The following is a 21612-nucleotide window of genomic DNA, read 5'->3' as shown; positions in this document are numbered from 1 at the left end:
CACTTAGGGTTTCGCTCTTACAGCGAGTCACTTTGGAAAGAGCCCAAAGTAACCAAAGGCTCTTGCCCCTCCACTTGGTGCCTCGCCTAGGCTCGGCATGCCCGAACGAAGGCATTGATCCGTGGGCCGCCGCAATGGGCCATCCATGGCCCAGTGCGGCTAACCCGGCGTCCTGCCGGGTTACCCACGGCTCAATGCCTGCGTTCGGCCATCGTGTTTAAGGGGGCAGGAAGATCAAAATCTGACGGCGGCCTGCCGGCCGGCCTGTTTCATTGCCGTTCGCGTTACATGTAGCCGCTGCCGCAGGCTGCGAACGGCTCCGCAGGAGACGCTAAACCCACCTCCCCGATATTCCTGACCTATCGCGCCGCCTGGTTTTGCGAGCGCTAGCGCTCGTTCGCAGCCTGCGGCAGCGGCTACAGGGAACCAGCCTGCGCACCTGGGTTTTGGCGTTGGCTTTTGATCTTGATCTTGATCTTCCGGCCCCTTCCCAGCAGGCCGAGCGCAGGCGTTGCGTAGGGGGCAGCTCGGCAGGGATGCCGAGCTAGCCGCCGCCCGGCCATGGATGGCCGGTTGGCGGCGGGCCCCCGGAGCAATGCCGGAGCTCGGGCACCCCGAGCCCCAGCGAGGGGCCGTATGGAGGGGCAAGCGTTTTTGCTTACTTTTTTGGCGTTTGAAAAAAGTAAGTCGCCGTAAGGGCGAAACCCTAAGTGGCCGTGACCGCAGCAATGGATATGTACCCGTCCCACTCGCTGCAAGAGCGAAACCGCCAGCCGCCGTTACTGCAGCAACGGATATGCACTCCCCCCTAGCACCACCCACCAGCCCCCCCCGCCTTACAACTCCATCCGATACTCAATAACCCCCGGCTTGTACGCCACCCAGTCATACAACCGCTGCGCCCGCTCGTTGCTTTCCTGGGTATGCCAATACAACCGCCCACACTGCCGTTCCCGGGCCAGCGCCTGCACCCACTCGATCAGCAGTTTCCCCGCCCCGCTGCCGCGAATCGACGGGGCCACGTACAGGTCTTCCAGGTAGCAGAAGTCGCTGACGGCCCAGGTCGAGCGGTGCACCACCAGGTTAACGAAGCCAATCACTTCATCGCCCTGTACCGCCACAGCCGAATACATCGGTTCCTGCGTATCAAGGAAACGCTCGAACGTAGTGCGACTGACCTCTTCGCTCAGCGTCACCTGATAGAAATCCTGATAGGCCAGCCACAGCGGCAGCCATTGCTGGTAATCCCCTGGCTGAATCGCCCGTACCGTCACCGCAGGTTGTTGATCGCTCATTGCGCGCTCCTCTTGATCATCCACACCGGGATCGGCCCCGGTCATTGAAGAGCGCGCAGGTTAATGCCTGAGTGGCGGGTTTTATCAGGCCAATTCACTGACCATTGCCAGACCACTTCATGGACTGCCTCAAACCTCGGGCAGTTGATGGGTCACGCAGTGGATCCCGCCTCCGCCTGCCGCGATGGCGTCGATGTCCAGTGCGATGATCTGTCGCCCGGGGTACAGGCTGGCGAGCAGGCTGTGGGCCTTGGCGTCGGCTGCCCGGTCGCCGAACTGTGGGGCGATCACCGCGCCGTTGATCACGAAGTAGTTGATGTAGCCCGCGGCGAAATCCGGGTTATCGCGGCTGAAGCGGTTCTGTCGCGGGTTCAGTGGTGGCGACAGGGTGTGCACCTGTAGCGCACGGCCGTCGGCGTCGCGGGCGGATCGGAGGATCTCCAGGTGCTTGAGGGTCACCTGGTGGTCGTAGGATTCGCGGTCGTTGTCCAGGTTGGCCACCACCACCCCCGGTTTGACGAAGCGGGCGTAGAAGTCGACGTGGGCGTCGGTGATGTCGTGGCCCTTGATCCCCGGCAGCCAGATGATCTTGCGCAGGCCGAGGCAAGCCTTGAGTTCCTCTTCGACCTCGGCCTTGCTCCAGCCAGGGTTGCGGTTGTCATTGATCCAGCTGCTTTCGGTCATGATCCCGGTGCCGTGCCCGTCCACTTCGATGCCGCCGCCCTCGCCCACCAGTTCGCTGCGCCAGTAGCGGGCACCGGCGGCGTCGGCCATCTGCCGCGCCAGTCGGGCGTCCTTGGCGTGGCGCTGTTTGTTGCCCCAGCCATTGAAGTTGAAATCCACCGCGCCCAATCCGCCTTGGGCATCAACGACGAAGTTGGCGCCGATGTCGCGCATCCAGATGTCGTCCAGCTCGGTGCTGACAAAGGTGATGTTGTGCGAGCCGCAGAGTTGCTCCGCCAGGCCGCGCTCCTGCGCGCGGCAGAACAGGGTCAGCGGTTGATAGGCGGCAATCGCCCGGGCAATGCGCCCCTGGGCTTGCTGCACGTCGCCGGTGAAATCCTCCCAGATGGCGTCCTGGGCGCCGAAGGCCATGAAGGCCCGCTGCTGGGGCTCGCCTTCATCGGGCAGGTAGGCGTTGTCCTGCTCGCGGGCCCGGACACTGCGCGGCCCCAGGCCGAGGGTGGTCATGGCGGCGACACCGGCCAGCAGCGAGGCCTGTTTGATCAGTTGACGTCGGGTGGGCATTGGGCGGTTCTCTTGTCGAAGGTTCTGCATGAAAGGGTTCGGGGGCGACGCGGGCCTTCGCCGACAGAGCGGCTCCTACCAGGCAGTGTAGGAGCCGGCTTGTCGGCGAAGCGCATGGCGCCCGGTCAGTGGCGGGCAGCGGTGGCCGTCTTGAACTGGGTCCAGGTGCGCATGCGCGCCCGCATGTCGGCCTGAGGGATGTCGCGGCCGGGAATCAAGCGTTCGAAGGTGGCGTCATCCGGGTAGATATCCGGGTTGTTGCGCATCTGCGGATCCACCGCCGGCCGCGCCTTGGCATTGGCCGTGGGGTAACCGGTGAAGTTGCTGATGGCCGCCATGTTCTCTGGCCGCGTGACAAAGTTGATGAAGGCATAGGCGTACTCCGGGTGCCGGGCATCCTTGGGGATCGCCAGGGTGTCCATCCACACCGTGGTGCCCTCCCGGGGAATGCGGTACTGGAATTCGACCGGCTTGCCTGCGGCGTCAGCCGTGCGCTGAGCCTGGGTCATGTCGCCGCTGTAGCCCAGGGACAGGCACAGGTTGCCGTTGACCAGGTCGGTCACCGGCTGCGACTGAAACTTGCGGATATACGGTCGCAGCTTGCCCAGCAGTTCGCTGGCTGCCTGCAGATCCTCCGGCCGGGCACTGCGCGGGTCGCGCCCCAGGTAGTTGAGCGCCACCGCCAGCACTTCGTCCGGCGAATCGATCAGCGAGATCCCGCAATCGGCAAAGCGCGCCGCCAGCTCCGGCTTGAACAGCAGGTCCAGGCTGTTGACCGGCGCATCGGGCAGGCGCTGGGCGATCTGCCGGGCGTTGTAGGTCAGGCCGATGGTGCCCCAGGTGTAGGGCACCGTGGCCTGGCTGGCGCGCGGGTACTGGGCCCGCAGGCGCTTGAGGCCGGGCTCGATGTCGTCCTGCCCGGTCAGCTTGCTCGGGTCCAGCTGCTGCAGGCTGCCAGCACGCATCAGGCGCTCGGCCACGGTATCGCCGGGGAAGATCAGGTCGTAGCCGCTGCCGCCGGTCATCAGCTTGGCCTCCAGCACCTCGCTGCCTTCCATCACGTCGTAGATCACCTTGATTCCGGTTTCGGCGGTGAAGCGCGCCAGGGTGTCCGCGGCGAAATAGTCGGCCCAGTTGTACAGGCGCAGGGTCTTGTCCTCGGGGTCGGCCTGGGCCTGGAGCGCGGCCAGGGTCAGGGCCAGCACGATGGCGCAATGGCGTTTGCCGCGCTTGCCTATGGTTCGCATGTCATGCCTCCCGGCCGTTCCAGCGTGAATGAAGGTGTTGCCCGTCAAGACTCAGCAGCGGCCCGTACATCTCGGGCCGGCGGTCGCGGAAGATGCCCCAGGTGCGGCGTTCCTCGGCCATGGCCGCCAGGTCCAGGGGCTGCAACAGGACCCCGCTGCTGTCGCGGTCGGCCTCGGCCAGGAGCCGGCCCTTGTGGTCGCAGATGAACGACGAGCCGTAGAAATCCATGTGCAAGGTCGGGTCGCTGGTTGCCACTTCATGGCCGACGCGGTTGGCCGCCACCACCGGCAGCAGGTTGGCCGCGGCATGCCCGCGCATGGTCATCTGCCAGTGGTCCCGCGAGTCCAGGCCGGCGCTGCCCGGCTCACTGCCGATGGCGGTGGGAAACAGCAACACTTCGGCGCCCTGCAAGGCCAGGCAGCGGGCGGTCTCGGGGAACCACTGGTCCCAGCAGATGCCGATGCCCAGTCGGCCGAAGGCCGTGTCCCAGACCCGGAAACCGCTGTCGCCGGGGCTGAAGTACTCCTTCTCCTGATACCCCACGGCGTTGGGAATATGGGTTTTGCGGTACACCCCCAGCAGGCGGCCGTCGGCATCGGCGACGCTCAGGGAATTGAAATAGGCGGTGCCGGCCCGCTCGAACCAGCTCAGGGGCAACACCACCCCCAGCTCCCCGGCCAGGGCGGCGAAACGCTGGAGCACCTGGCTCTGGGCATATTCCTCGGCCAGCGCCAGGTGGCGGTGCTGCTGCTCGATGCAGAAGTACGGGGTGGCGAACAGCTCTTGCAGGAGGATCACCTGGGCACCGCGGGCCGCCGCCTCGCGCACCAGCTGTTCGGCGCGTTCGAGGTTGCCCGGCAGGTCCCAGGTGCAGGGCATCTGGGTGGTGGCGACGATCAACCGGCTCATGCCTGTACCTCCAGCGGCCACCGCGGCTGCTGCTGGGTGATGCAATGCACGCCACCGCCGCCATGGGCCAGGTGGTTGATCCGCACCGGCACCACTTGCCGCCCGGGGAAGGCCCGGGCCAGCACCTGGGCCGCTTCCTCGTCGGCGGCGATGCCATAGGCCGGCATGATCACCGCGCCATTGGCCAGGTAGAAGTTGGTGTAGGAAGCGCAGAACACCTCGGCCTGGCTGTTGACCGCGGCACTGGCCTCGAACAGCTCGATCAGTTCGAAACGGCGGCCCCGGGCATCCCGGGCCAGCTCCAGCGCGCGGCGGTTCTCGCGCACCACTTCGGCATAGACCGAGCCCTGATCGCGGGTCGCGTCCACCAGCAAGACGCCCGGGCGAGCGAAGGCACAGATCCCGTCGACATGGCCGTCCGTCATGTCGCCGGTGACATGGTCCGGGTCCCCCGGCAGCCAGATGGTCTTCTGCACCCCCAGCAGGCGCTGGAAGATCGCCTCGATCTCGGCCTTGCCCAGGCCCGGGTTGCGATTGCGGTTGAGCAGCACCGATTCGGTGGTGATCAGGGTGCCCTCGCCGTCCACGTGGATGGCCCCGCCTTCATTGGCCAGGGGCGTACCGAAACAGTCCAGCCCCAGATCGTCGAGCAGGCGCCGGGCCAGGCTGCGGTCCAGGTCGTGGGCCGATTTGTCGCCCCAGGCATTGAAGCGCCAGCTGACGCCGGCCAGCCCCTGCTGCGGATGGACGATGAAGGTCGGGCCGGAGTCGCGGCACCAGCTGTCGTTCACCGGTTGCACGACCAGTTGGATATTGCCGGCACACAGCGCCCGGGCGCTGTCCAGGGCGGCCGGGTCCACCACCAGCTTCACCGGTTCGAAGCGCGCAATGGCATTGGCCACCCGGGCGAAATCCGCTTGCACCTCGGCCAGGGTCACGCCCCAGACCGACTCCCACAAACCCTGGTTGTGTGGCCAGACCATCCAGGTCGCGGCGTGGGTAACCCACTCGGCCGGCATCCTCCAGGCGGGGTATTGAGTGTCATTGCTGAGCATGAGCCTTGCACCTCTCAAGTAAGGTTTTGTTATCAATCGAACAACGCTGTCGATCCTTGGTGCCCATGCTATGGCTTTGAAAAAACGGCAACAAACGATAGATTTAGCCCATTTTTGATTAGCAGGACTTATCAATCATGTTGAAACACTGGCCTCCACTGAACGCCCTGCGCGGCTTCGAAGCCGCTGCGCGCCTGGGCAGTTTTCACCAGGCAGCGCAGGAGCTGCACCTCACGCAATCGGCCATCAGCCAACAGATCCGCAGCCTGGAAAGCTATCTCGAACAACCGCTGTTCTACCGCAGCGGGCGCAGCGTCACCCTCACCGACGCCGGGCACGACCTGCGCAGCACCACCCAGTCGCTGCTGCAACAGCTGGCGGTGGGCATCCGCCGCCTGGAGCAGTACCGCAAGCCCAACCAACTGGTGGTCAACACCAGCCCGGCCTTCGCCCGCCACTGGCTGCTGCCGCGCCTGGGGGAATTCCATCGCCTGCACCCGGAAGTCGACCTGTGGCTGTTCACCAGCTTCGAACCGCCGGACATGAGCACCCAGACCATCGACCTGACCCTGCGCGACGACCTGAGCGCCCAGGCCGAATGCAGCTACCTGGAGCTGTACAGCGATCGCCTGTACCCGGCCTGCCACCCCAGCCTGCTGGCACAGCCCGAGGCGCTGCGCACCACCTTGCATGGCGAGCGGGAGATGGACTGGAGCCACTGGCTGGTGGAAGGCGGCGCCGACATTGGCCAGCGCAGCAACGGCCTGAATTTCTCCGACCCGGGCCTGTTGCTGGACGCCGCCTGCGCAGGCCACGGCATTGCCCTGGTCAGCCAGCTGCTGACCCAGCAGGCCCGGGCCCAGGGCTTGCTGGCACCGTTGTGCGAACAGAGCGTACGCGGCCCGACCTGGGCCTGGCTGATTCACCGCGACAGCGAAGGCAGCCCGCTGACCCGCAGCTTCTGCGAGTGGCTGCTGGGCGCCTTGCAAGCCCCGGCCGAGCCATGAGCGGCGGCTGCAAAACCGCTTTGCATTTCTGCCGCTAACCCCACGCGAGGCAGCGCCTTAAGCTGGCGCCGGTGCAATCCGCATCGCCTTCCCGGAGCCGCCCGTGCCCCCGATCCACGACATCAACTGGCCGTTGTGGCTGTCCACCATGCTGCCCATGGCCCTGAGCGCCGGGCCCGGCAACCTGATGGTGGCCAGCTCCGGCGCCCGCAGCGGCGTGCGCCGCTCGCTGCGCTTTATCCTCGGCCTCGACCTGACTTACTGGCTGCTGGCCCTGCTGGTGGGGCTGGGGCTGTATCACAGCCTGGCGGCGCAGCCGCAATGGCTGTGGAGCCTGCGGGTGGCCGGAAGCCTGTACATTTTCTGGCGCGGCCTGCGCCTGTTGCTGCGCTCGCGGGGCTTGTCAGCCGCGTCGGACGCGCCCCTGGGCTTTCGCGATGGCGTGCTGTTGCAACTGGGCAATGTGCAGGGCCTGGTGATGCTGCTGGTGATGTTCTCGACCTTCAGTCCCGGCACCGACGCCGGCAGCGCCGTGGTGCTGGTGCTCAGCGCCGCGCTGATCGCGGTCAACCTGTTCGGCCACCTGCTCTGGGCCAGCCTGGGCTCCAGCCTGCAGGTGCTGCTACGGGACCGACCGAGCTTGCTGGTGGCGCAGAATGCCCTGTTCGGCTTGCTGCTGATGGCGGTGGCCATGTGGATCTTCCTGCGCGGCGCCTAGTGCGCCAGCGGCCCTTCAGCCGGCCTGCAGCCCTTGACGCAGCAGCAGCTCGCAGAGAAACCTCGCCACCTGCTCGACCCGCTCCTGGCCCTGGGTCGCCTGGTTGCGCAACAGCCAGATGTCCGCGCGGTGAACCGGGGTCTGGGGCAGCACCCGACGCAGGCCCAAGGGCTCTGCGATATAGGCCGGCAAGGCGGCAATCCCCAGCCCTGCCTGCACGGCCTTGAGCTGCGCCTCCAGGTTGCCGGTGCGCATCCACAGCGGCTGGCCGCCGCTGAGCTGATCCAGCCAGCGGGCCAGGGACAGGTGTTCCAGGGCCTGGTTCCAGCCGATCAGCGAATGCTGGCCCAGGTCCACCGGCTTCTCGGGGCAGCCATGGACCGAGGCATAACCCGGGGAACAGAACAAGGCCTGGGTCAGCTCGCCGACCCGACGCAGGGTGAAGTTGCCGGCCTCCGGCCGCTGCAGGCGCAGCAGCAGATCGCTGTGGCTCTGGGTGAGCTTGACCGAGCGCGCGGCATTGACGAAGTCGAAGCTGATCTGCGGGTGCTGCACGCGAAACTGCGCCAGCGCGGGAATGATCAGGTGGCTGCCCATCAGCTCCGGGCAGTCGATGCGTACCACCCCCGCCATGCGCGCACCGGGCTGGGACATCTGCCGCGTCATCAGCTGGAAGCGCTCTTCGGCCTCCAGGGCCATGGGCAGCAAGGCCTGGCCGGCCTCGGTGAGGAAATAGCCCTGGGTGGTCTTCATGAACAACAGGGTGTTCAAGGCCTGCTCCAGCACCAGGATCTTGCGTGAAACCGTCGAGGCGGACACCTTCAGCGCCTGCCCGGCGTCGGTGATGTTGTTGGCATTGGCCACAGCGATGAAAAACCGCAGATCGTCCCAGTTCACGTTTACCTGCCCTATCCCTGAAAACCCAGGCCCGGGATCTTATGCGATATCGCCAACGCGGCGGTCAGACTTTTCTCAGGTAAAGTGCCCCAGATCTTTACTGCCCACGGATCGGGAACCTCTCATGCTGGAACTGCACACCCCCCGCCTTCACCTGCGCCCCTTGGCCCCCCATGACTGGGCGTTGTTCCTGAACCTGCACAGCGACCCGGACAACCTGCGCTATGTCTGCGATCCGCTGTCCCGGGCCCAGATCGAGGAGCGCTTCACCTCGCGCCTGCCCCGCTGGGACCTCGACTCGACACACTGGCTGTGCCTGGTGATCCGTGATCGCGAGAGCGGCGAGGAGCTGGGCCTCACCGGCCTGCGCATCAGCGACAGGGACGCCGCCGAAGCCGAGGTCGGCTACCTGCTGGCGCGCCATCACCAAGGCCGGGGCGTGGCCGCAGAGTCGCTGCGCGGGCTGATGGAGTACGCCCGCCAGGGCCTGGGCATCAAGCGCCTGGTGGCCACCGTCACCGACGGCAATGCGGCCTCCTGCCAGGTCCTGGAAAAGTGCGGCTTCGTCTTCCAGCGCCGCGACGAAGGCGCGTTCCGCCAGGGCGGCGAAGACTTCGACGACCTGATATTCAACTGCCCGCTGACAGCCTGAACCCGGATTTGCCAGCGCGGCCCCACCCTCGCAGCGTGGTTTTTTCTTGACAGTGAAAAATCTCAACGGCTATTGTCTGACAACCTGACTGCCACGGTTTTTCCTTCCCATGCTCGAACTCCAGCGACCTGACTCCCTCGTTGTCCGCGTGGTCAATGCGATCCGCAGCGAGATCGACTCCGGCCGCCTGGCGCCCGAATCGCGCCTGCCGACCGAGCAGCAGTTGGCCGAGCAGTTGAACGTCAGCCGTTCGGTGATTCGCGAAGCCATCGCCCAGCTCAAGGCCGACGGCGTGCTGATCGCCCGGCGTGGCCTGGGTTCGTATATTTCCAAGACCCCGGCCGGCACCGTGTTCCGTTTCCCCCAGGGCAACGGGCGCTTGCCGGACCTGGCGCAGATGTTCGAGATGCGCCTGTGGATCGAAACCCAGGCGGCGTCGATCGCCGCCCAGCGCCGGGACGCCGCCGACCTGCAACGGATGCAGCAGGCGCTGCAGGAAATGCACGACAAGCGCAGTGATTTCGAAGCCGCAGGCTTGGCCGACGTGGAGTTCCACCGGGCCATCGCCGAGGCCAGCAAGAACGACTACTTCGTGGCCTTCCATGATTTTCTGCGCAGCCAGCTGACCAGTGCCCGCAAGGCCGCCTGGGAGAACTCGGCGCGGCGCCAGGTCGGCGGTTCCGCCGATGCCACCCAGGAACACCAGGCGCTGTACCAGGCGATTGCCGCCGGTGACCGCCAGGCCGCGGCCGGTTGCGCCGACGCCCACTTGCGCGCCGCGGCCAAGCGCCTCGGCCTGGAGTTGCCCACTACGAATTAAGCACAGCGGCACGCTTGAGGCTTCAAGCGTCGCGCCGCGAGGTTTTGTCGGATTAGTTAGTCTGACAACCTGATAACCAGACCAAAACAGATTAGAGCCAAGGTATCCAAGAACAATGACTTACGACTTTTGCATCATCGGCGGCGGCATCGTCGGCCTGGCCACGGCCATGGAGATCCTCAAGCGCCAGCCCGGCGCTTCGCTGGTGATCCTGGAAAAGGAAAACGTCCTGGCCAAGCACCAGACCGGGCACAACAGCGGGGTGATCCACGCCGGCATCTACTACGCGCCGGGCAGCCTCAAGGCCGACCTGTGCAAGCGCGGGGCCGAGGCCACCAAGCAGTTCTGCCGCGAGCACGGGATCAAGTTCGAGGTCTGCGGCAAGGTGCTGGTGGCGTCCAATGCCCTGGAGATGGAACGCATGGAGGCCCTGTACCAGCGCTCGCAACAGAACGGCCTGAAGGTCGAGCGCCTGGATGCCGAGCAACTGCGCCAGCGCGAACCGAACATCGTCGGCCTCGGCGGGCTGTTCCTCGACGCCACTGGCATCGTCGACTACCGCGAAGTCTGCGAAACCATGGCCCGGGTGATCCGCCGCGAGGGCGGCGAGATCTGCCTCAGCCAGACCGTCACCGCGATCCAGGAAAGCGCCGACAGCGTCACCGTCAGCAGCCACGGCGGCAGCTGGCGGGCGAAGAAGCTGGTGGCCTGCGCCGGCCTGCAATCGGACCGCCTGGCGGTGATGGCCGGGGTGAAGATCGACCACCAGATCATCCCCTTCCGTGGCGAGTACTTCCGCCTGCCGGCGGCGAAGAACAACATCGTCAACCACCTGATCTACCCGATTCCCGACCCGGAGCTGCCGTTCCTCGGCGTGCACCTGACCCGCATGATCGATGGCAGTGTCACCGTCGGCCCCAACGCGGTACTGGGCCTGGGCCGGGAGAACTACCGGAAGTTCTCCATCAACTGGCGCGACGTGGCGCAGTACGCCAGCTTTCCCGGGTTCTGGAAAACCATCTGGCAGAACCTGGGCTCCGGCACCACCGAAATGAAGAACTCGCTGTTCAAGTCCGGTTACCTGGAGCAGTGCCGCAAGTACTGCCCGTCCCTGCAAGTGGAGGACCTGCTGCCCTATGAAGCGGGGATCCGCGCCCAGGCGGTGATGCGTGACGGCAGCCTGGTGCACGACTTCCTGTTCGCCGAAACCCCGCGCATGTTGCACGTGTGCAACGCGCCCTCGCCCGCCGCCACCTCGGCGATTCCCATTGGTTCGATGATTGCCGACCGGATTTTCCAGGCCACCTGAAACACAGCGCGTCACGCCTTTGCGGTGCAGCGCCCAGGCCCTGCCCAGCGCGTCACGTGTCGCCGAAACAGCCCGCGGCCGCCCTTGGGGGCGCGTCGCGCAAGGCTCGCGTCAACTCGACAATAAATACAATGATTCATGAGGAAGTACGGAAATGAGCGCAGTTGAAACCAGCAGTACTGCAGCGGAAACCCCACAACAGACCCAGAAACGCCTGCGCAAGGTCGCGGCGGCCACCATCTTCGGCTCGATGCTGGAGTGGTACGACTTCTACCTCTACGCGACCATGGCGGCCATCGTCTTCTCGAAGATCTTCTTCGATAACAGCAACCCGAAAAGCGCCACGTTGATGGCCTTCTCGACCTTTGCCATCGGCTTCATCGCCCGGCCCTTCGGCGGCATCCTGTTCGGCTACCTGGGGGACAAGTTCGGCCGCAAGCAGGTGCTGGTGCTGACCTTCTGCCTGATGGGCGTGTGCACCGCGCTGATCGGCCTGATTCCCAGCTACGCCTCGATCGGCATCTGGGCGCCGATCCTGCTGGTGGCGATCCGCATCATCCAGGGCCTGGGCGCCGGTGCCGAACTGTCCGGCGCGGCGGTTACCTCCTATGAACACGCCAGCGAAGGCAAGCGCGGCAGCCAGGGCGCCTGGCCGGCACTGGGGCTGAACCTGGGCCTGCTGCTGTCATCGCTGACCATCTACCTGCTGACCATCAACGGCAACGAGTTCCTGCTGGCCGGCGGCTGGCGCATTCCGTTCGTCTGCAGCATCGTCCTGGTGGCGGTGGGCCTGTGGGTGCGCAACAGCATTCCGGAAACCCCGGAGTTCAAGGAACTGAGCAAGGAAAGCCAGAAGGCCAAGCCCTCGCCGCTCAAGGCACTGTTCAAGAACGACCTCAAGGGCCTGGCGGTGGTGTTCTTCGTCGCCATTGGCTACAACGCCCTGAGCTATATCTTCAAGACCTTCTCCCTGGCCTACCTGACCCAGTACAAGAACGTCGATGTGCACGTCACCTCGCTGTCGGTGACGATCGCCAGCCTGATCGCCATCGTCGCCGTGCCGTTCTTCGGCTGGCTGTGCGACAAGTGGAGCAGCAAGGCGGTGCTGATCCTCGGCGGGGTGTTCTCGGTGTTGTTCGCCTACCCGTTCCTGGCCCTGCTCAACACCGGTGAAAGCCTGATGATCTACATCGCCATCGGCGTCGGCACCGGCATCCTGGCGCCGATGATGTTCGCGCCCCAGGGCTCGTTCCTCAGCCGCCAGTTCCCGACCGCCACCCGCTCCTCGGGCTTTGGCACCGGGCGCGAAATCGGCACCGCGATTGCCGGCGGCCTGGCGCCGCTGGGGGCTCTGTCCCTGGTCACCGCCTCGGCCACCCACTCCACCGACGGCGTGGTGATCATCCTCGCGGTTGCCGCCGTGCTGGTGGTGGTGTTTGCCCTGTGCGACCAGGGCCGCAAGCACTCGGCATTCAAGAACTGACGCAGTGTTGAACCTCCACAGCGCCCCTGGCGGCCTGTGGAGACTCTGCTAAGGTGGCCGCTGCATTCGAATCACGGGCCACCCCATGCAATCTTGCAGCGCATTCGGCGTCGATGCCGATGGCTTGATCACCCTCCCTGCCGAACCCCCTCTGCAGCCCGAATACCTCGGTGTGCTCGACGGCCTCTGCGCCAGCTTGCACGCCCCGGCCAGCCCGCCGCTGCACAGCCTCTACCTGTATGGCAGCGTCGCCCGGGGCACAGCCAGGCCCGGGGTCTCCGACCTGGACCTGTGCCTCATCCTGCAACACCCCGCCACCCCGCAGCAGTTGCGCCACCTGGAGCAGCTGCGCCAGGCGCTGCAAGCGCGGCACCCGCGGGTGTCGAAGATCGACTTCGACATCGGCCACCTGGCCCAGGTCCTGGCCGCGGAAAACCTCGACAGCTGGGGCTATTGGCTCAAGCATCATTGCCGCTGCCTGTCCGGCGAGGACCTGCGCCGGCGTTTTGCGCCCTTCAGGCCCAGCCGGGAGATTGCCCTGGCAGTGAACGGCGACTTCCAGAGGGTGCTCGACGACTACGCCGAGCGCATCGAGGGCGAGCGACAGCCCGCGCAAATCCTGCGCCTGCAACGCGAGGCATCCCGCAAACTGATTCGCGCCACCCACCTGTTGCGCGCAGAACAGGAGCCGAGCTGGCCTCACAGCCTGGATGAACATGTGCGGTTGTTCGTGCAGCGTTATCCCGACATGGCCGTGCCCATTGCCGAGTTCCGCCAGACCGCCGAAGCCGGGGCCGCCGCCAGTGCCGGTTTCAGCCGCCGCCTGCGGCAGATGGTGCAGTGGATGGCCGCAGAGCACATCCGGCCGCGAGCCAGGAACTAGCACGGGGACCGACCACGCCCCGCCATTGCTGCATGCCGCGAACAGGCCCGCGCCGCCCTGCCTGCCCTGTTGCCGGCCACCCTGGAACGGGTCAGGCCAGCAGCACCTCGATCCCCAGCTGCCGATAGCCCTGGATATCCGCCTCAGGCACTTCCTGCTCGGTGACCAGCCGCTGCAAGCGCTGGCACGGCACCACCACAAAGGGCTCCATGGCGCCCAGCTTGTCGGCGGTGGTCACGGCGATGACTTCGGCGGCGCTGTCGAACATCGCCTGCTTGATCGGCACTTCATCGAAATGCAGGGAGCTGATGCCGATCTCCGGGTGAATCGCACAGACCCCGGTGAACATCAGGTCGGCCTTGATCCCCTGGATCATCCGCAGTGCTTCATGACCGCTGGCGGACAGGGTGGCCGGGTTGAGCTGGCCGCCCACGAGAATCACCTTGACCCCGGGGTATTCAGCCAGGGCCACGGCAATCATTGGCGAAGCAGTGACCGCGGTCAGGCGGATGTCGGCCGGCAGGGACTGGGCGATGTGCAAGGTGGTGGAACCGGAATCGAACAGCACCGTCTGGCCGTCTTTCACCCATTGCACGGCAAACTGCGCCAAACGCAGTTTCGCCTCGCTGGTTTCGCCGACCCGCGTGAAGTAGTCCTTGCCGCTGTCCTTGGGCCGCGGCAGCGCGCCGCCGTGGACCCGCTGCACCAGGCCGGCCGCATCCAGCTCGGCAAGATCGCGGCGGATGGTGTCTTCGGACACCGCGAAGTGCCGGCTCAGCTCGGCGGCCAGGACCTTGCCGTCGCGCTCCAGGAGCAGGAGGATTTTCTGCCGGCGCACCGAAGGCAGTTCGGCATGATGCTGCTGATCTTGCATGTTATTGCCCGCTTTTGCGTGTTTTTGCGAGATTAGCCAAGCCCTCTGCCAAACACAAGCGGGCGCGATCAGGGAATCAGTTGAGGCGGCCGTGCGTTGTACAGCGCGGCCTCGCCCAAGCGCTCGCGTACCAGCGCCTGGGCTTGCCGGGTCATCTGGTCCAGATGCCGGTCGCGCTTTTTCTCCGCTTCCAGCATGGCCTTGCGCCCGTGCTGGGCCAGCAGGTAGGTGTGGATCTGCCGCACTTCCAGCGATTGGTAGATCGGCGCCACGTCCAGCACCGCCAGCAGGCCGTCGCTGCCATGGTCTTGGGTATTCATCAGCACCTGCGGGCCGCGAGCACTCAGCAGTTGAAAGCCCAGGGCCTCGAAGCACGCCACTTTGGCCACGTGGCAGGCCAGCTCGGCATGGGGGTAACGCGCGCGCATGGCCTCCAGCATCTGCCGGGCAATGCCCTGGCGCCGATGGCTTTGCAGCACCGCCATGTAGGCCACGGCACAGGCCCGGGGGTCGTCCTTGAGCGGCAGGTACAGGGTGAAACCCAGTACCTTTTCAGGGTCCTGAGTGTCGGTGGCCACCACCAGCTCTACCGCGATCCCCCGGGAGCCGTCCATGGCCTGCAGGTACAGGTGCACCTCGTAGCCAACGCCGTACTGGTACAGGTTGTACAGCGGGTTGCTGGGGGCGATGGCCACCGCGCTGATGTCGCTGATGTAGTCCACCACCATCTGCTGGATCTGGCTCTGGATGGCTTCGGGCGGCGGGGCTTGGAACAGGGTGATGCTGGACATCGAGGCGGTGACTCCGAGGATGGGGGCATGCCCGGGCATGGCGGGCGGCGCCATGATAACCCGCTGCGGGCCGCTCAGGCGCACAGCCACGCCGGTGCGGCGGGCACGCGGGGTCGTCGAACAGGCAGGCAATGGATTGAGGACGCTACGGATGCCGGCCGGGCCGGCAGGTTGCGCGCCCCTCTTGGGGGGCGGCGCAACCGGCACAGGAGACGGCGGCACGCTGGCCGCCGCAGTGCCCCGCCCGACGAACGCGGGCGGGGCCGAGGCTTACAGCGCCATATCGGCCGCTGGGTTGCTCTCGGGCTTGGCCATGCTGGCCGGAGCCTGAGGCGCTGCACCTTTCACCGCAGGTGGCGGGGTCAGTTGCAGCACTTCGGCGGTGTAGGCCCACTCTTTGGCCACACGCTCGGGGCTGTCGTTCAGGGCGGTGCCGTAGCTCGGTACGATCTGCTTCAGCTTCTCTTGCCAGGCTGGCGTCGCGACCTGGTCCTTGAAGACTTTCTGCAGCACGCTGAGCATGATCGGCGCGGCGGTCGAGGCACCTGGGGAAGCGCCCAGCAGGCCGGCGATGCTGCCGTCCTGGGAAGCGACGATCTCGGTGCCCAGTTTCAGCACGCCGCCCTTCTCTTCGTCACGCTTGATGATCTGCACGCGCTGACCGGCCTGCCACAGGCGCCAGTCTTCTTTCTTGGCGTTGGGGAAGTATTCCTTCAGGGCGTTGAAGCGGTCGTCATCCGAGAGCATCAGCTGGCCGGCCAGGTATTCCACCAACGGGTACTGTTCGATGCCGACTTTGGTCATCGGCCAGAAGTTGTGGGTGGTGGTGCTGGTCAGCAGGTCGAAGTACGAACCTTCCTTGAGGAACTTGGTGGAGAAGGTGGCGAATGGGCCAAACAGGATCACTCGCTTGCCGTCCAGCACGCGGGTGTCCAGGTGCGGAACCGACATCGGCGGTGCGCCCACCGAAGCCTTGCCGTAGGCCTTGGCCAGATGCTGCTCGGCCACGGTGGCGTTGTCGGTCACCAGGAACGAGCCACCCACCGGGAAGCCGGCGTATTCGTTGGCTTCAGGAATGCCCGACTTCTGCAGCAGGTGCAGGGCACCGCCGCCGGCACCGATGAACACGAACTTGGCGTCGGTCTCGGTTTTCGAACCGTCCTTGAGGTTCTTGTAGGTCACGCGCCACGAGCCGTCTTCATTGCGCTCGATGTCCTGCACTTCGCTGGACAGCTTGAGGGCAAAGTTCGGCTGGGCCTGCAGGTGGGCAACGAACTGGCGAGTGATCTCGCCGAAGTTGACGTCGGTGCCGATCGGGGTCCAGGTCGCAGCGATCTTCTGCGCCGGATCACGACCTTCCATCATCAGTGGCACCCACTTCTTGATCTGCTCGGCGTCTTCGGAGTACTGCATGCCGCTGAACAAGGGGCTGGCCTGCAGGGCCTCGTAGCGAGCCTTGAGGAACTTGATGTTGTCATCGCCCCAGACAAAGCTCATGTGCGGCGTGGAGTTGATGAACGAACGCGGGTTCTTCAGCACGCCGTTCTTGACCTGCCAGGACCAGAACTGCCGGGAAATCTGGAACGCTTCGTTGATCTCGATGGCTTTGGCGATCTCGATCTTGCCGTCCTTGCCTTCCGGGGTGTAGTTCAGCTCGGCCAAAGCGGAGTGACCCGTACCGGCGTTGTTCCAGCCGTTTGAGCTTTCTTCAGCCACGCCATCCAGGCGCTCGACCATCTCCATCGACCAATCCGGCTGCAGCTCATTGAGCCAGACCCCAAGGGTCGAACTCATGATGCCGCCACCGATCAGCAGCACATCCACTTTCTTCGGCTCAGCCGCGTGCGCGGTCGTGAGGCCTATCGACATCGCCAGCCCGATCAGGGCCGTGTTCACTTTCTTCAACATTCTGTAGTACCTACGATAGAACGCCATCCGCCGCCCCATCCTCGATCCTGCGCACTCGGCACCTGGCGAAACAGGCATTTCGCAGGCCCTGGACACACGCATTCATAAAGAACTGGAGGGTGGGCACACAAGGCCGACGAGACTGGCTCGACCTCAGTTTTATATCGCTCCGGCGCTGACTTCTTGTCGTTTTTGGCTTCAGCTACTTGAGTGACACTTGTTTCTCAGGACACATCACGGGACATCGCCTGCCGGCTGCGAAGCCCCACTCCTTTCTCCGGCACCGGCCTCGGCACGACGCACAATGCCGGCGCCCGTCACACGGGGCCAGCAGGAAAAGAAGGGTCGGGTTCAACCAAAGGAGGTAAACGAACACTGCCTGACATTGCATTCGGCAGGTTTGCCCGGACACTCCCACCCGCTTGCAAGGACCCGATCAGGCCACTTGAAGCAAAGCATGGGGGAGGTATTTCCGCACAAACGATGAACCGATTCAGCGCAAGAATATCATTACGGCATCAGCCTGTCTTGGCCGGAGCGGCTGCCCTGGGCCCCGGACAAACCGCGCCCCACTACGACACCCGCCGCAATCAATGCGTCACAACGACGCTGGCCGATCAGCGCGCCACAGCACTGCGCTGCGCCTTGGCGAGCAGCGATGGGGCGGGCATCATGAGCCCCCGCACCACCTGCCAGACCATCGTCAAGGACAAGAAGAACAACCATGCACGAGACATCCCTGCAAGACACCACCGCCCCCGAGGGCGTGTGCTTCGGCTGCGGCAGCCGCAACCACCACGGCCTGCACATCAAGAGCCACTGGCACGCAGACGGCGTGCATGTGATCGCCGAGCACCTACCGCAATCCCAGTACTGCGGCTGGCCGGACCTGGTCTATGGCGGTCTGATCGCCATGCTGGTGGACTGCCATTCCAACTGGACCGCCATGGCCTATCACTACCGCCAAGAGCAGCGTGAACCGGGCAGCCTGCCACGCATCGACTGCGTGACCGGCAACCTGGGCATCAAGTTCATCAAGCCCACGCCCATGGGCGTGCCGCTGACCCTGCGGGCCCGGGTCGACGGCGAGGTGGGCCGCAAGAGCCGGGTGATCTGCGAGGTGTACGCCGACGATGTGCTGACCGCCATCGGCGATTCGATCTTCGTCCGGGTCGATACCTCGCAGCTCGCGGCGGCGGCCCACGGCCGCGACGCCTGAGACCGGGAACCTGAACTACTGGCCGTTGCCCGGGGACAGGTGCCGGTACCCCGCCGCCCGGGCGAAATCCGCCAGATGCCACAAGGTACCGTTGGCGCCCCAGGTGCCATCGGGCACCTCATCCAACAGGATCGAGGTCATCAGCACCCGCCCATCCTCTGCCGACCGGCACGCCGCCAGGGCCTGATGCAAGCCGGCGACATAGGCCTGGCGCCGGGCGCTATCGAGCACGCCGACGGGCACCTTGACCTGAATCAGGCAAGGCAGCGCCTGGGCCCCGAGATCGGCGCCGCCACAACACCAGGTGCCCGCGGCCAGCTCCTCCAGCAAGACCCAGCACAAAGCCCGCTGACGTGGGTCCTCGCCGATCTGCTCGACGTCCAGCGCCACTTGCGTCACCTCATGCAGGATCCGCTCGCGCTGCTGGGCATTGAAGGCGCCCTGGGGAATCTTGATCAGGATGTTGGGCATCGCTATCACCACTCGAAGAAAAATGAGCCGCTATTGAGCCCCCTGCCCGGCTTGGCCAACAGCGACCGATTCGACATCTTTCGTGCATAATCGGCCAATGAACGATTTCACTGTCCTGCTGCTTCCCCGTGCCTTTGCCTCCAGCGTCGCCCTGACCCTGGACATGCTGTCCTGCGCCGCCCTGTTGGCTCCGCGCCTGGGACTGGGCGCGCCGCGCTGGCGGGTCTGTGCTTTGCAGGCAGGCCAGGTGCGCCTGGGGCAAGGCTTGCTGCTGGACGTCGAGGCCCTGGACGCCACGGCCGACGACCGCTCCTGCTGGATTCTGCCGGGGCTGGGCCTCGACACCCCGGAGGCCATCGCCCAGCGCCTGCAGCATGCGGAGGTGGCCCCCGTGCTCCAGGCCCTGCGCCAACACGTGCACAGCGGTGCAGAAGTCGCGGCCTCCTGTTCCGCGGTGTTCCTGCTGCAAGCCGCCGGGCTGTTGCACGGGCGCCGGGTGACCACCTCCTGGTGGCTGGCGCCGCTGCTGCAGGAGTGGGTCGCCGACTGCCGCGTGGACCCGGATCAGATGGTCATCGTCGATCCGCCGCTGACCACCGCCGGTGCAGCCATCGGCCAGTCCGACCTGATGTTGCACTTGTTGCGCAGGCGCTTCTCCCCGGCCCTGGCGGACGCCGTGGGACAGGTGCTGCTGATTGATCGGCGCCAGTTGCAAGCGCCTTGTCCGGTCCCGGCGATGATGGCTCAGGGCAACGCCCTGATCGCTCGTCTCACCGCCCATATCGAATCCTGTCTGCCCAGGCTGCCCAGCGTCGGCGAACTGGCGGCGCAGTTCGGCATGTCCGAACGCACCCTGGGCCGTCAGGTGCGCAAGGCCACCGGCCACAACAGCTTGCGCTTGATCCAGCGCGTGCAATTGAACCGTGCCCGGGCGCTGCTGCAGAACAGCAAGTACTCGGTGGAAAGCGTCGCCGAACAGGTGGGCTATCAGGACGCCACCGCCCTGCGCCGGCTGATGCGCAAGCTGCTCAACGCCACGCCGCGACAACTGCGCTGAACACACCGAGCTACTGCCTCCCCGCAACCTTTGTTACATTGCCCGCCCCCTTCCCCTGACAGGAAATCAGCCCTGACCATGGACATTCAGGAAATCCAGCGCCAGTTGGCCAAGCCGGCACTGCAATTGATCCCCGGCGGCTTTCGCCCGACCCACAGCGACGAGGAAAGCTGGCTGGGCCGGGTCTTTCTGTTTCGCGAGGATGAAGAGCTGCCGCGCAACAGTGCCGGAGAAACCCTGCTGCCGTTCGCCCAGTTCTACCTGCCGGCCCTGCCCTGGCACAGCCCGCTGCTGGACGGAGTGCGGGTGCTCACGGTGTTCGTCGCCAACCCCTTCCCCGAGCCCCTGGAACCCATGGGCGAGCGCTGGCTGATTCGCGAATACCGTGCCGAGGATGTCCTGGTGCGCAAGGAGCTGTCGGCCCCGGGAGCCTTTCTCAAACCCTTCCCGGTCAAGGCCCAGGCCGTGCCCGAGGACTATCCGCTGTGGGACGGCGGTGGCGTGCCGGAAGACCTGGAGCGGGAAATCCTCGAACTGGAGCGTTCCGGGCAGATCGAGTGCTACTACGACCTGGTGAGCCATTGCTACCAGCACAAGCTCGGGGGCTACCCATCGTTCTGCCAGTCGGGGATCGATGCCGGGGACGGTTTCGAGTTCGTGATGCAGATTTCCTCCGACGCCAAGATCAACCTCAACGTGGTGGACAGCGGCAGCCTGATGTTCTGGAAGCACCCCGGCAGCGGCGAATGGGCGCTGTACTACGACTTCCATTGAGGCCCCCCGGCTGACACCGATTTCATCCGCCGGCAGATGAAATGCCCCGGCGCCGGGTGCATCATGGGCGCTGTCCATTTTCCGGGAGACTTGCATGCCCATGCGCTCATTGCTCTTGCCCGCCGCCGTCCTGTCGTTGGGCGTGCTGGCGGCCACTGGCGCCGCCGCCGACGACCAGTCGCAACTGATCGAGTCGATCAACGCCTACCGCAGCCAGCCACAACGCTGCGCCAACCAGGCCTCCTCGGAGCTGCCGCCACTGACCGGCGACCCGCGGTTGATCCTGCCGGTGGAAAATGTCGGCGACCTGCAGCAGGCCCTGGCACGGGCGGCCTACCCCATGGTCAACGTGCAGGCCATCAGCCTCTCCGGACCACGGAACGCCCAGGCGGCGATGCAGGCGGTGCGCGAGAGCTTCTGCCAGGTAGTGCTGGACCCGCAGTTCGTCGACATCGGCGTCAATCGCCAGGCCAACCAGTGGCGCATCGTGCTTGCCCGGCCGCTGCTGTCCGCGCGTCTCGGGGACTGGCAAGCCGAAGGCCAGCAATTGCTGGCCCAGATCAACACGGCCCGCAGCCAGCCGCGGCAATGCGGCGAGCAGCACTTCACCGCCACCGCGCCGCTGGCCTGGAACGCCACCCTGGGCAGCACCGCCGAAGCCCACAGCCGGGCCATGGCCAACCAGAACTACTTCGACCACAAGGACCACGACGGCCGCACCCCGGGCGACCGCGCGGAACTGGCAGGCTATGCCGGCCAGCAGGTGGGCGAGAACATCGCCGCCGGCCAGGACACGGTGCGCAAGGTGCTGGACGGCTGGCTGGCCAGCCCCGGGCATTGCGCCAACCTGATGAACCCGGCCTACCGCGAACTGGGCGCGGCCTACGCGGTGGACCCGAAAAGCGACGCCGGGATCTACTGGACCGCGATGTTCGGCGCGCCCTGAGACCTCGGGCGCGGCGCCCGGCCGGCAGACACTGGCCGTCAACCGCGC

21 protein-coding genes are annotated in these 21612 nt (G+C 65.6%); 11 read left to right on the top strand and 10 right to left on the bottom strand.

Going from position 1 to position 21612, the window contains the following annotated elements; all coding sequences use genetic code 11:
- Positions 1-836: 836 nt before the first annotated feature.
- The 5 genes from PST29_RS12490 to PST29_RS12470 all read right to left on the bottom strand — a co-directional run bounded on the left by PST29_RS12490 (position 837) and on the right by PST29_RS12470 (position 5755).
- Positions 837-1295 (bottom strand): GNAT family N-acetyltransferase, encoded by a 459-nt coding sequence (locus PST29_RS12490; protein WP_060838756.1) that lies wholly within the window; start codon positions 1293-1295, stop codon positions 837-839.
- Positions 1296-1424: 129 nt separating this feature from the next.
- Positions 1425-2543, bottom strand: a complete 1119-nt coding sequence (locus tag PST29_RS12485) for an agmatine deiminase family protein (RefSeq protein WP_060838755.1) — start codon at positions 2541-2543, stop codon at positions 1425-1427.
- 125 nt (positions 2544-2668) lie between these two features.
- Positions 2669-3790, bottom strand: a complete 1122-nt coding sequence (locus PST29_RS12480; RefSeq protein ID WP_082729230.1) for an extracellular solute-binding protein — start codon at positions 3788-3790, stop codon at positions 2669-2671.
- Between the two features lies 1 nt (position 3791).
- A complete protein-coding gene (gene aguB / locus PST29_RS12475; RefSeq protein ID WP_060843243.1) occupies positions 3792-4700 on the bottom strand; it encodes an N-carbamoylputrescine amidase in 909 nt (302 codons plus the stop codon).
- On the bottom strand, positions 4697-5755 hold the full coding sequence (locus PST29_RS12470; protein ID WP_060843242.1) for an agmatine deiminase family protein: 1059 nt from the start codon (positions 5753-5755) through the stop codon (positions 4697-4699). Before PST29_RS12470 ends, aguB begins: the two co-directional genes overlap by 4 nt.
- Before the next feature lie 137 nt (positions 5756-5892).
- On the opposite strand from PST29_RS12470, the gene PST29_RS12465 reads away from it, so the two are divergent.
- The gene (locus tag PST29_RS12465) at positions 5893-6762 is read left to right on the top strand and encodes a LysR family transcriptional regulator (RefSeq protein WP_060838752.1); all 870 of its coding nucleotides are present in this window, start codon (positions 5893-5895) and stop codon (positions 6760-6762) included.
- Positions 6763-6865: 103 nt separating this feature from the next.
- Positions 6866-7480 carry a LysE family translocator gene (locus tag PST29_RS12460; protein WP_060838751.1) on the top strand — a complete coding sequence of 205 codons (615 nt, stop codon included), beginning with the start codon at positions 6866-6868 and terminating at the stop codon, positions 7478-7480.
- A 15-nt stretch (positions 7481-7495) separates the two neighbouring features.
- Here the strand turns inward: PST29_RS12460 and PST29_RS12455 are convergent, their stop codons facing one another.
- Positions 7496-8377: a LysR family transcriptional regulator gene (locus PST29_RS12455; RefSeq protein ID WP_060843241.1), complete on the bottom strand. Its 882-nt coding sequence runs from the start codon at positions 8375-8377 to the stop codon at positions 7496-7498.
- Between the two features lie 124 nt (positions 8378-8501).
- Between PST29_RS12455 and PST29_RS12450 the strand changes: the two genes are divergently transcribed.
- The 5 genes from PST29_RS12450 (at position 8502) to PST29_RS12430 (ending at position 13524) form a co-directional block, all read left to right on the top strand.
- Positions 8502-9029: a GNAT family N-acetyltransferase gene (locus tag PST29_RS12450; RefSeq protein ID WP_060843240.1), complete on the top strand. Its 528-nt coding sequence runs from the start codon at positions 8502-8504 to the stop codon at positions 9027-9029.
- Between the two features lie 109 nt (positions 9030-9138).
- Positions 9139-9849 carry a FadR/GntR family transcriptional regulator gene (locus tag PST29_RS12445; protein ID WP_060843239.1) on the top strand — a complete coding sequence of 237 codons (711 nt, stop codon included), beginning with the start codon at positions 9139-9141 and terminating at the stop codon, positions 9847-9849.
- A gap of 115 nt (positions 9850-9964) precedes the next feature.
- Positions 9965-11158, top strand: a complete 1194-nt coding sequence (lhgO, locus tag PST29_RS12440) for an L-2-hydroxyglutarate oxidase (RefSeq protein WP_060838747.1) — start codon at positions 9965-9967, stop codon at positions 11156-11158.
- Between the two features lie 154 nt (positions 11159-11312).
- Positions 11313-12641 carry an MFS transporter gene (locus PST29_RS12435; RefSeq protein WP_060838746.1) on the top strand — a complete coding sequence of 443 codons (1329 nt, stop codon included), beginning with the start codon at positions 11313-11315 and terminating at the stop codon, positions 12639-12641.
- Positions 12642-12726: 85 nt separating this feature from the next.
- Positions 12727-13524: a nucleotidyltransferase domain-containing protein gene (locus tag PST29_RS12430; protein WP_060843238.1), complete on the top strand. Its 798-nt coding sequence runs from the start codon at positions 12727-12729 to the stop codon at positions 13522-13524.
- A gap of 91 nt (positions 13525-13615) precedes the next feature.
- Here the strand turns inward: PST29_RS12430 and PST29_RS12425 are convergent, their stop codons facing one another.
- The 3 genes from PST29_RS12425 to mqo form a co-directional block, all read right to left on the bottom strand.
- Positions 13616-14398, bottom strand: coding sequence for a DeoR/GlpR family DNA-binding transcription regulator (locus PST29_RS12425; protein WP_060843237.1), 783 nt, complete (start codon positions 14396-14398; stop codon positions 13616-13618).
- A 68-nt stretch (positions 14399-14466) separates the two neighbouring features.
- The gene (locus tag PST29_RS12420; protein WP_060841921.1) at positions 14467-15189 is read right to left on the bottom strand and encodes a GNAT family N-acetyltransferase; all 723 of its coding nucleotides are present in this window, start codon (positions 15187-15189) and stop codon (positions 14467-14469) included.
- Between the two features lie 270 nt (positions 15190-15459).
- Entirely contained in the window at positions 15460-17097 is a 1638-nt protein-coding gene (gene mqo / locus PST29_RS12415; RefSeq protein WP_060838743.1) for a malate dehydrogenase (quinone), read from the bottom strand.
- Between the two features lie 724 nt (positions 17098-17821).
- On the opposite strand from mqo, the gene PST29_RS12410 reads away from it, so the two are divergent.
- Positions 17822-18316: a PaaI family thioesterase gene (locus tag PST29_RS12410; RefSeq protein ID WP_060843236.1), complete on the top strand. Its 495-nt coding sequence runs from the start codon at positions 17822-17824 to the stop codon at positions 18314-18316.
- A 15-nt stretch (positions 18317-18331) separates the two neighbouring features.
- Here the strand turns inward: PST29_RS12410 and PST29_RS12405 are convergent, their stop codons facing one another.
- Entirely contained in the window at positions 18332-18787 is a 456-nt protein-coding gene (locus tag PST29_RS12405) for a tautomerase family protein (protein ID WP_060843235.1), read from the bottom strand.
- Between the two features lie 97 nt (positions 18788-18884).
- Here PST29_RS12405 and PST29_RS12400 point away from each other — a divergent pair, with 97 nt between their 5' ends.
- From PST29_RS12400 to PST29_RS12390, 3 genes are all read left to right on the top strand, one after another.
- Positions 18885-19844, top strand: coding sequence for a GlxA family transcriptional regulator (locus tag PST29_RS12400; protein WP_060843234.1), 960 nt, complete (start codon positions 18885-18887; stop codon positions 19842-19844).
- Between the two features lie 78 nt (positions 19845-19922).
- The gene (locus PST29_RS12395) at positions 19923-20618 is read left to right on the top strand and encodes a DUF1963 domain-containing protein (RefSeq protein ID WP_060838739.1); all 696 of its coding nucleotides are present in this window, start codon (positions 19923-19925) and stop codon (positions 20616-20618) included.
- 100 nt (positions 20619-20718) lie between these two features.
- Positions 20719-21564 (top strand): CAP domain-containing protein, encoded by an 846-nt coding sequence (locus PST29_RS12390; protein ID WP_375136242.1) that lies wholly within the window; start codon positions 20719-20721, stop codon positions 21562-21564.
- Positions 21565-21612 lie beyond the last annotated feature (48 nt).

The organism is Pseudomonas sp. St29 (assembly GCF_001547915.1).
In the GTDB taxonomy this organism is placed as follows: domain Bacteria; phylum Pseudomonadota; class Gammaproteobacteria; order Pseudomonadales; family Pseudomonadaceae; genus Aquipseudomonas.
This window is presented reverse-complemented; position numbering and strand designations above follow the sequence as displayed.

What these genes read in the sequence shown, in the direction of transcription:
- PST29_RS12490 (WP_060838756.1), bottom strand. Translation starts at nt 1,295, where the DNA reads ATGAGCGATCAACAACCTGCGGTGACGGTACGGGCGATTCAGCCAGGG.
- PST29_RS12485 (WP_060838755.1), bottom strand. Translation starts at nt 2,543, where the DNA reads ATGCCCACCCGACGTCAACTGATCAAACAGGCCTCGCTGCTGGCCGGT.
- PST29_RS12480 (WP_082729230.1), bottom strand. Translation starts at nt 3,790, where the DNA reads ATGCGAACCATAGGCAAGCGCGGCAAACGCCATTGCGCCATCGTGCTG.
- aguB (WP_060843243.1), bottom strand. Translation starts at nt 4,700, where the DNA reads ATGAGCCGGTTGATCGTCGCCACCACCCAGATGCCCTGCACCTGGGAC.
- PST29_RS12470 (WP_060843242.1), bottom strand. Translation starts at nt 5,755, where the DNA reads ATGCTCAGCAATGACACTCAATACCCCGCCTGGAGGATGCCGGCCGAG.
- PST29_RS12465 (WP_060838752.1), top strand. Translation starts at nt 5,893, where the DNA reads ATGTTGAAACACTGGCCTCCACTGAACGCCCTGCGCGGCTTCGAAGCC.
- PST29_RS12450 (WP_060843240.1), top strand. Translation starts at nt 8,502, where the DNA reads ATGCTGGAACTGCACACCCCCCGCCTTCACCTGCGCCCCTTGGCCCCC.
- PST29_RS12445 (WP_060843239.1), top strand. Translation starts at nt 9,139, where the DNA reads ATGCTCGAACTCCAGCGACCTGACTCCCTCGTTGTCCGCGTGGTCAAT.
- lhgO (WP_060838747.1), top strand. Translation starts at nt 9,965, where the DNA reads ATGACTTACGACTTTTGCATCATCGGCGGCGGCATCGTCGGCCTGGCC.
- PST29_RS12435 (WP_060838746.1), top strand. Translation starts at nt 11,313, where the DNA reads ATGAGCGCAGTTGAAACCAGCAGTACTGCAGCGGAAACCCCACAACAG.
- PST29_RS12430 (WP_060843238.1), top strand. Translation starts at nt 12,727, where the DNA reads ATGCAATCTTGCAGCGCATTCGGCGTCGATGCCGATGGCTTGATCACC.
- PST29_RS12425 (WP_060843237.1), bottom strand. Translation starts at nt 14,398, where the DNA reads ATGCAAGATCAGCAGCATCATGCCGAACTGCCTTCGGTGCGCCGGCAG.
- PST29_RS12420 (WP_060841921.1), bottom strand. Translation starts at nt 15,189, where the DNA reads ATGTCCAGCATCACCCTGTTCCAAGCCCCGCCGCCCGAAGCCATCCAG.
- mqo (WP_060838743.1), bottom strand. Translation starts at nt 17,097, where the DNA reads ATGTTGAAGAAAGTGAACACGGCCCTGATCGGGCTGGCGATGTCGATA.
- PST29_RS12410 (WP_060843236.1), top strand. Translation starts at nt 17,822, where the DNA reads ATGCACGAGACATCCCTGCAAGACACCACCGCCCCCGAGGGCGTGTGC.
- PST29_RS12405 (WP_060843235.1), bottom strand. Translation starts at nt 18,787, where the DNA reads ATGCCCAACATCCTGATCAAGATTCCCCAGGGCGCCTTCAATGCCCAG.
- PST29_RS12400 (WP_060843234.1), top strand. Translation starts at nt 18,885, where the DNA reads ATGAACGATTTCACTGTCCTGCTGCTTCCCCGTGCCTTTGCCTCCAGC.
- PST29_RS12395 (WP_060838739.1), top strand. Translation starts at nt 19,923, where the DNA reads ATGGACATTCAGGAAATCCAGCGCCAGTTGGCCAAGCCGGCACTGCAA.
- PST29_RS12390 (WP_375136242.1), top strand. Translation starts at nt 20,719, where the DNA reads ATGCGCTCATTGCTCTTGCCCGCCGCCGTCCTGTCGTTGGGCGTGCTG.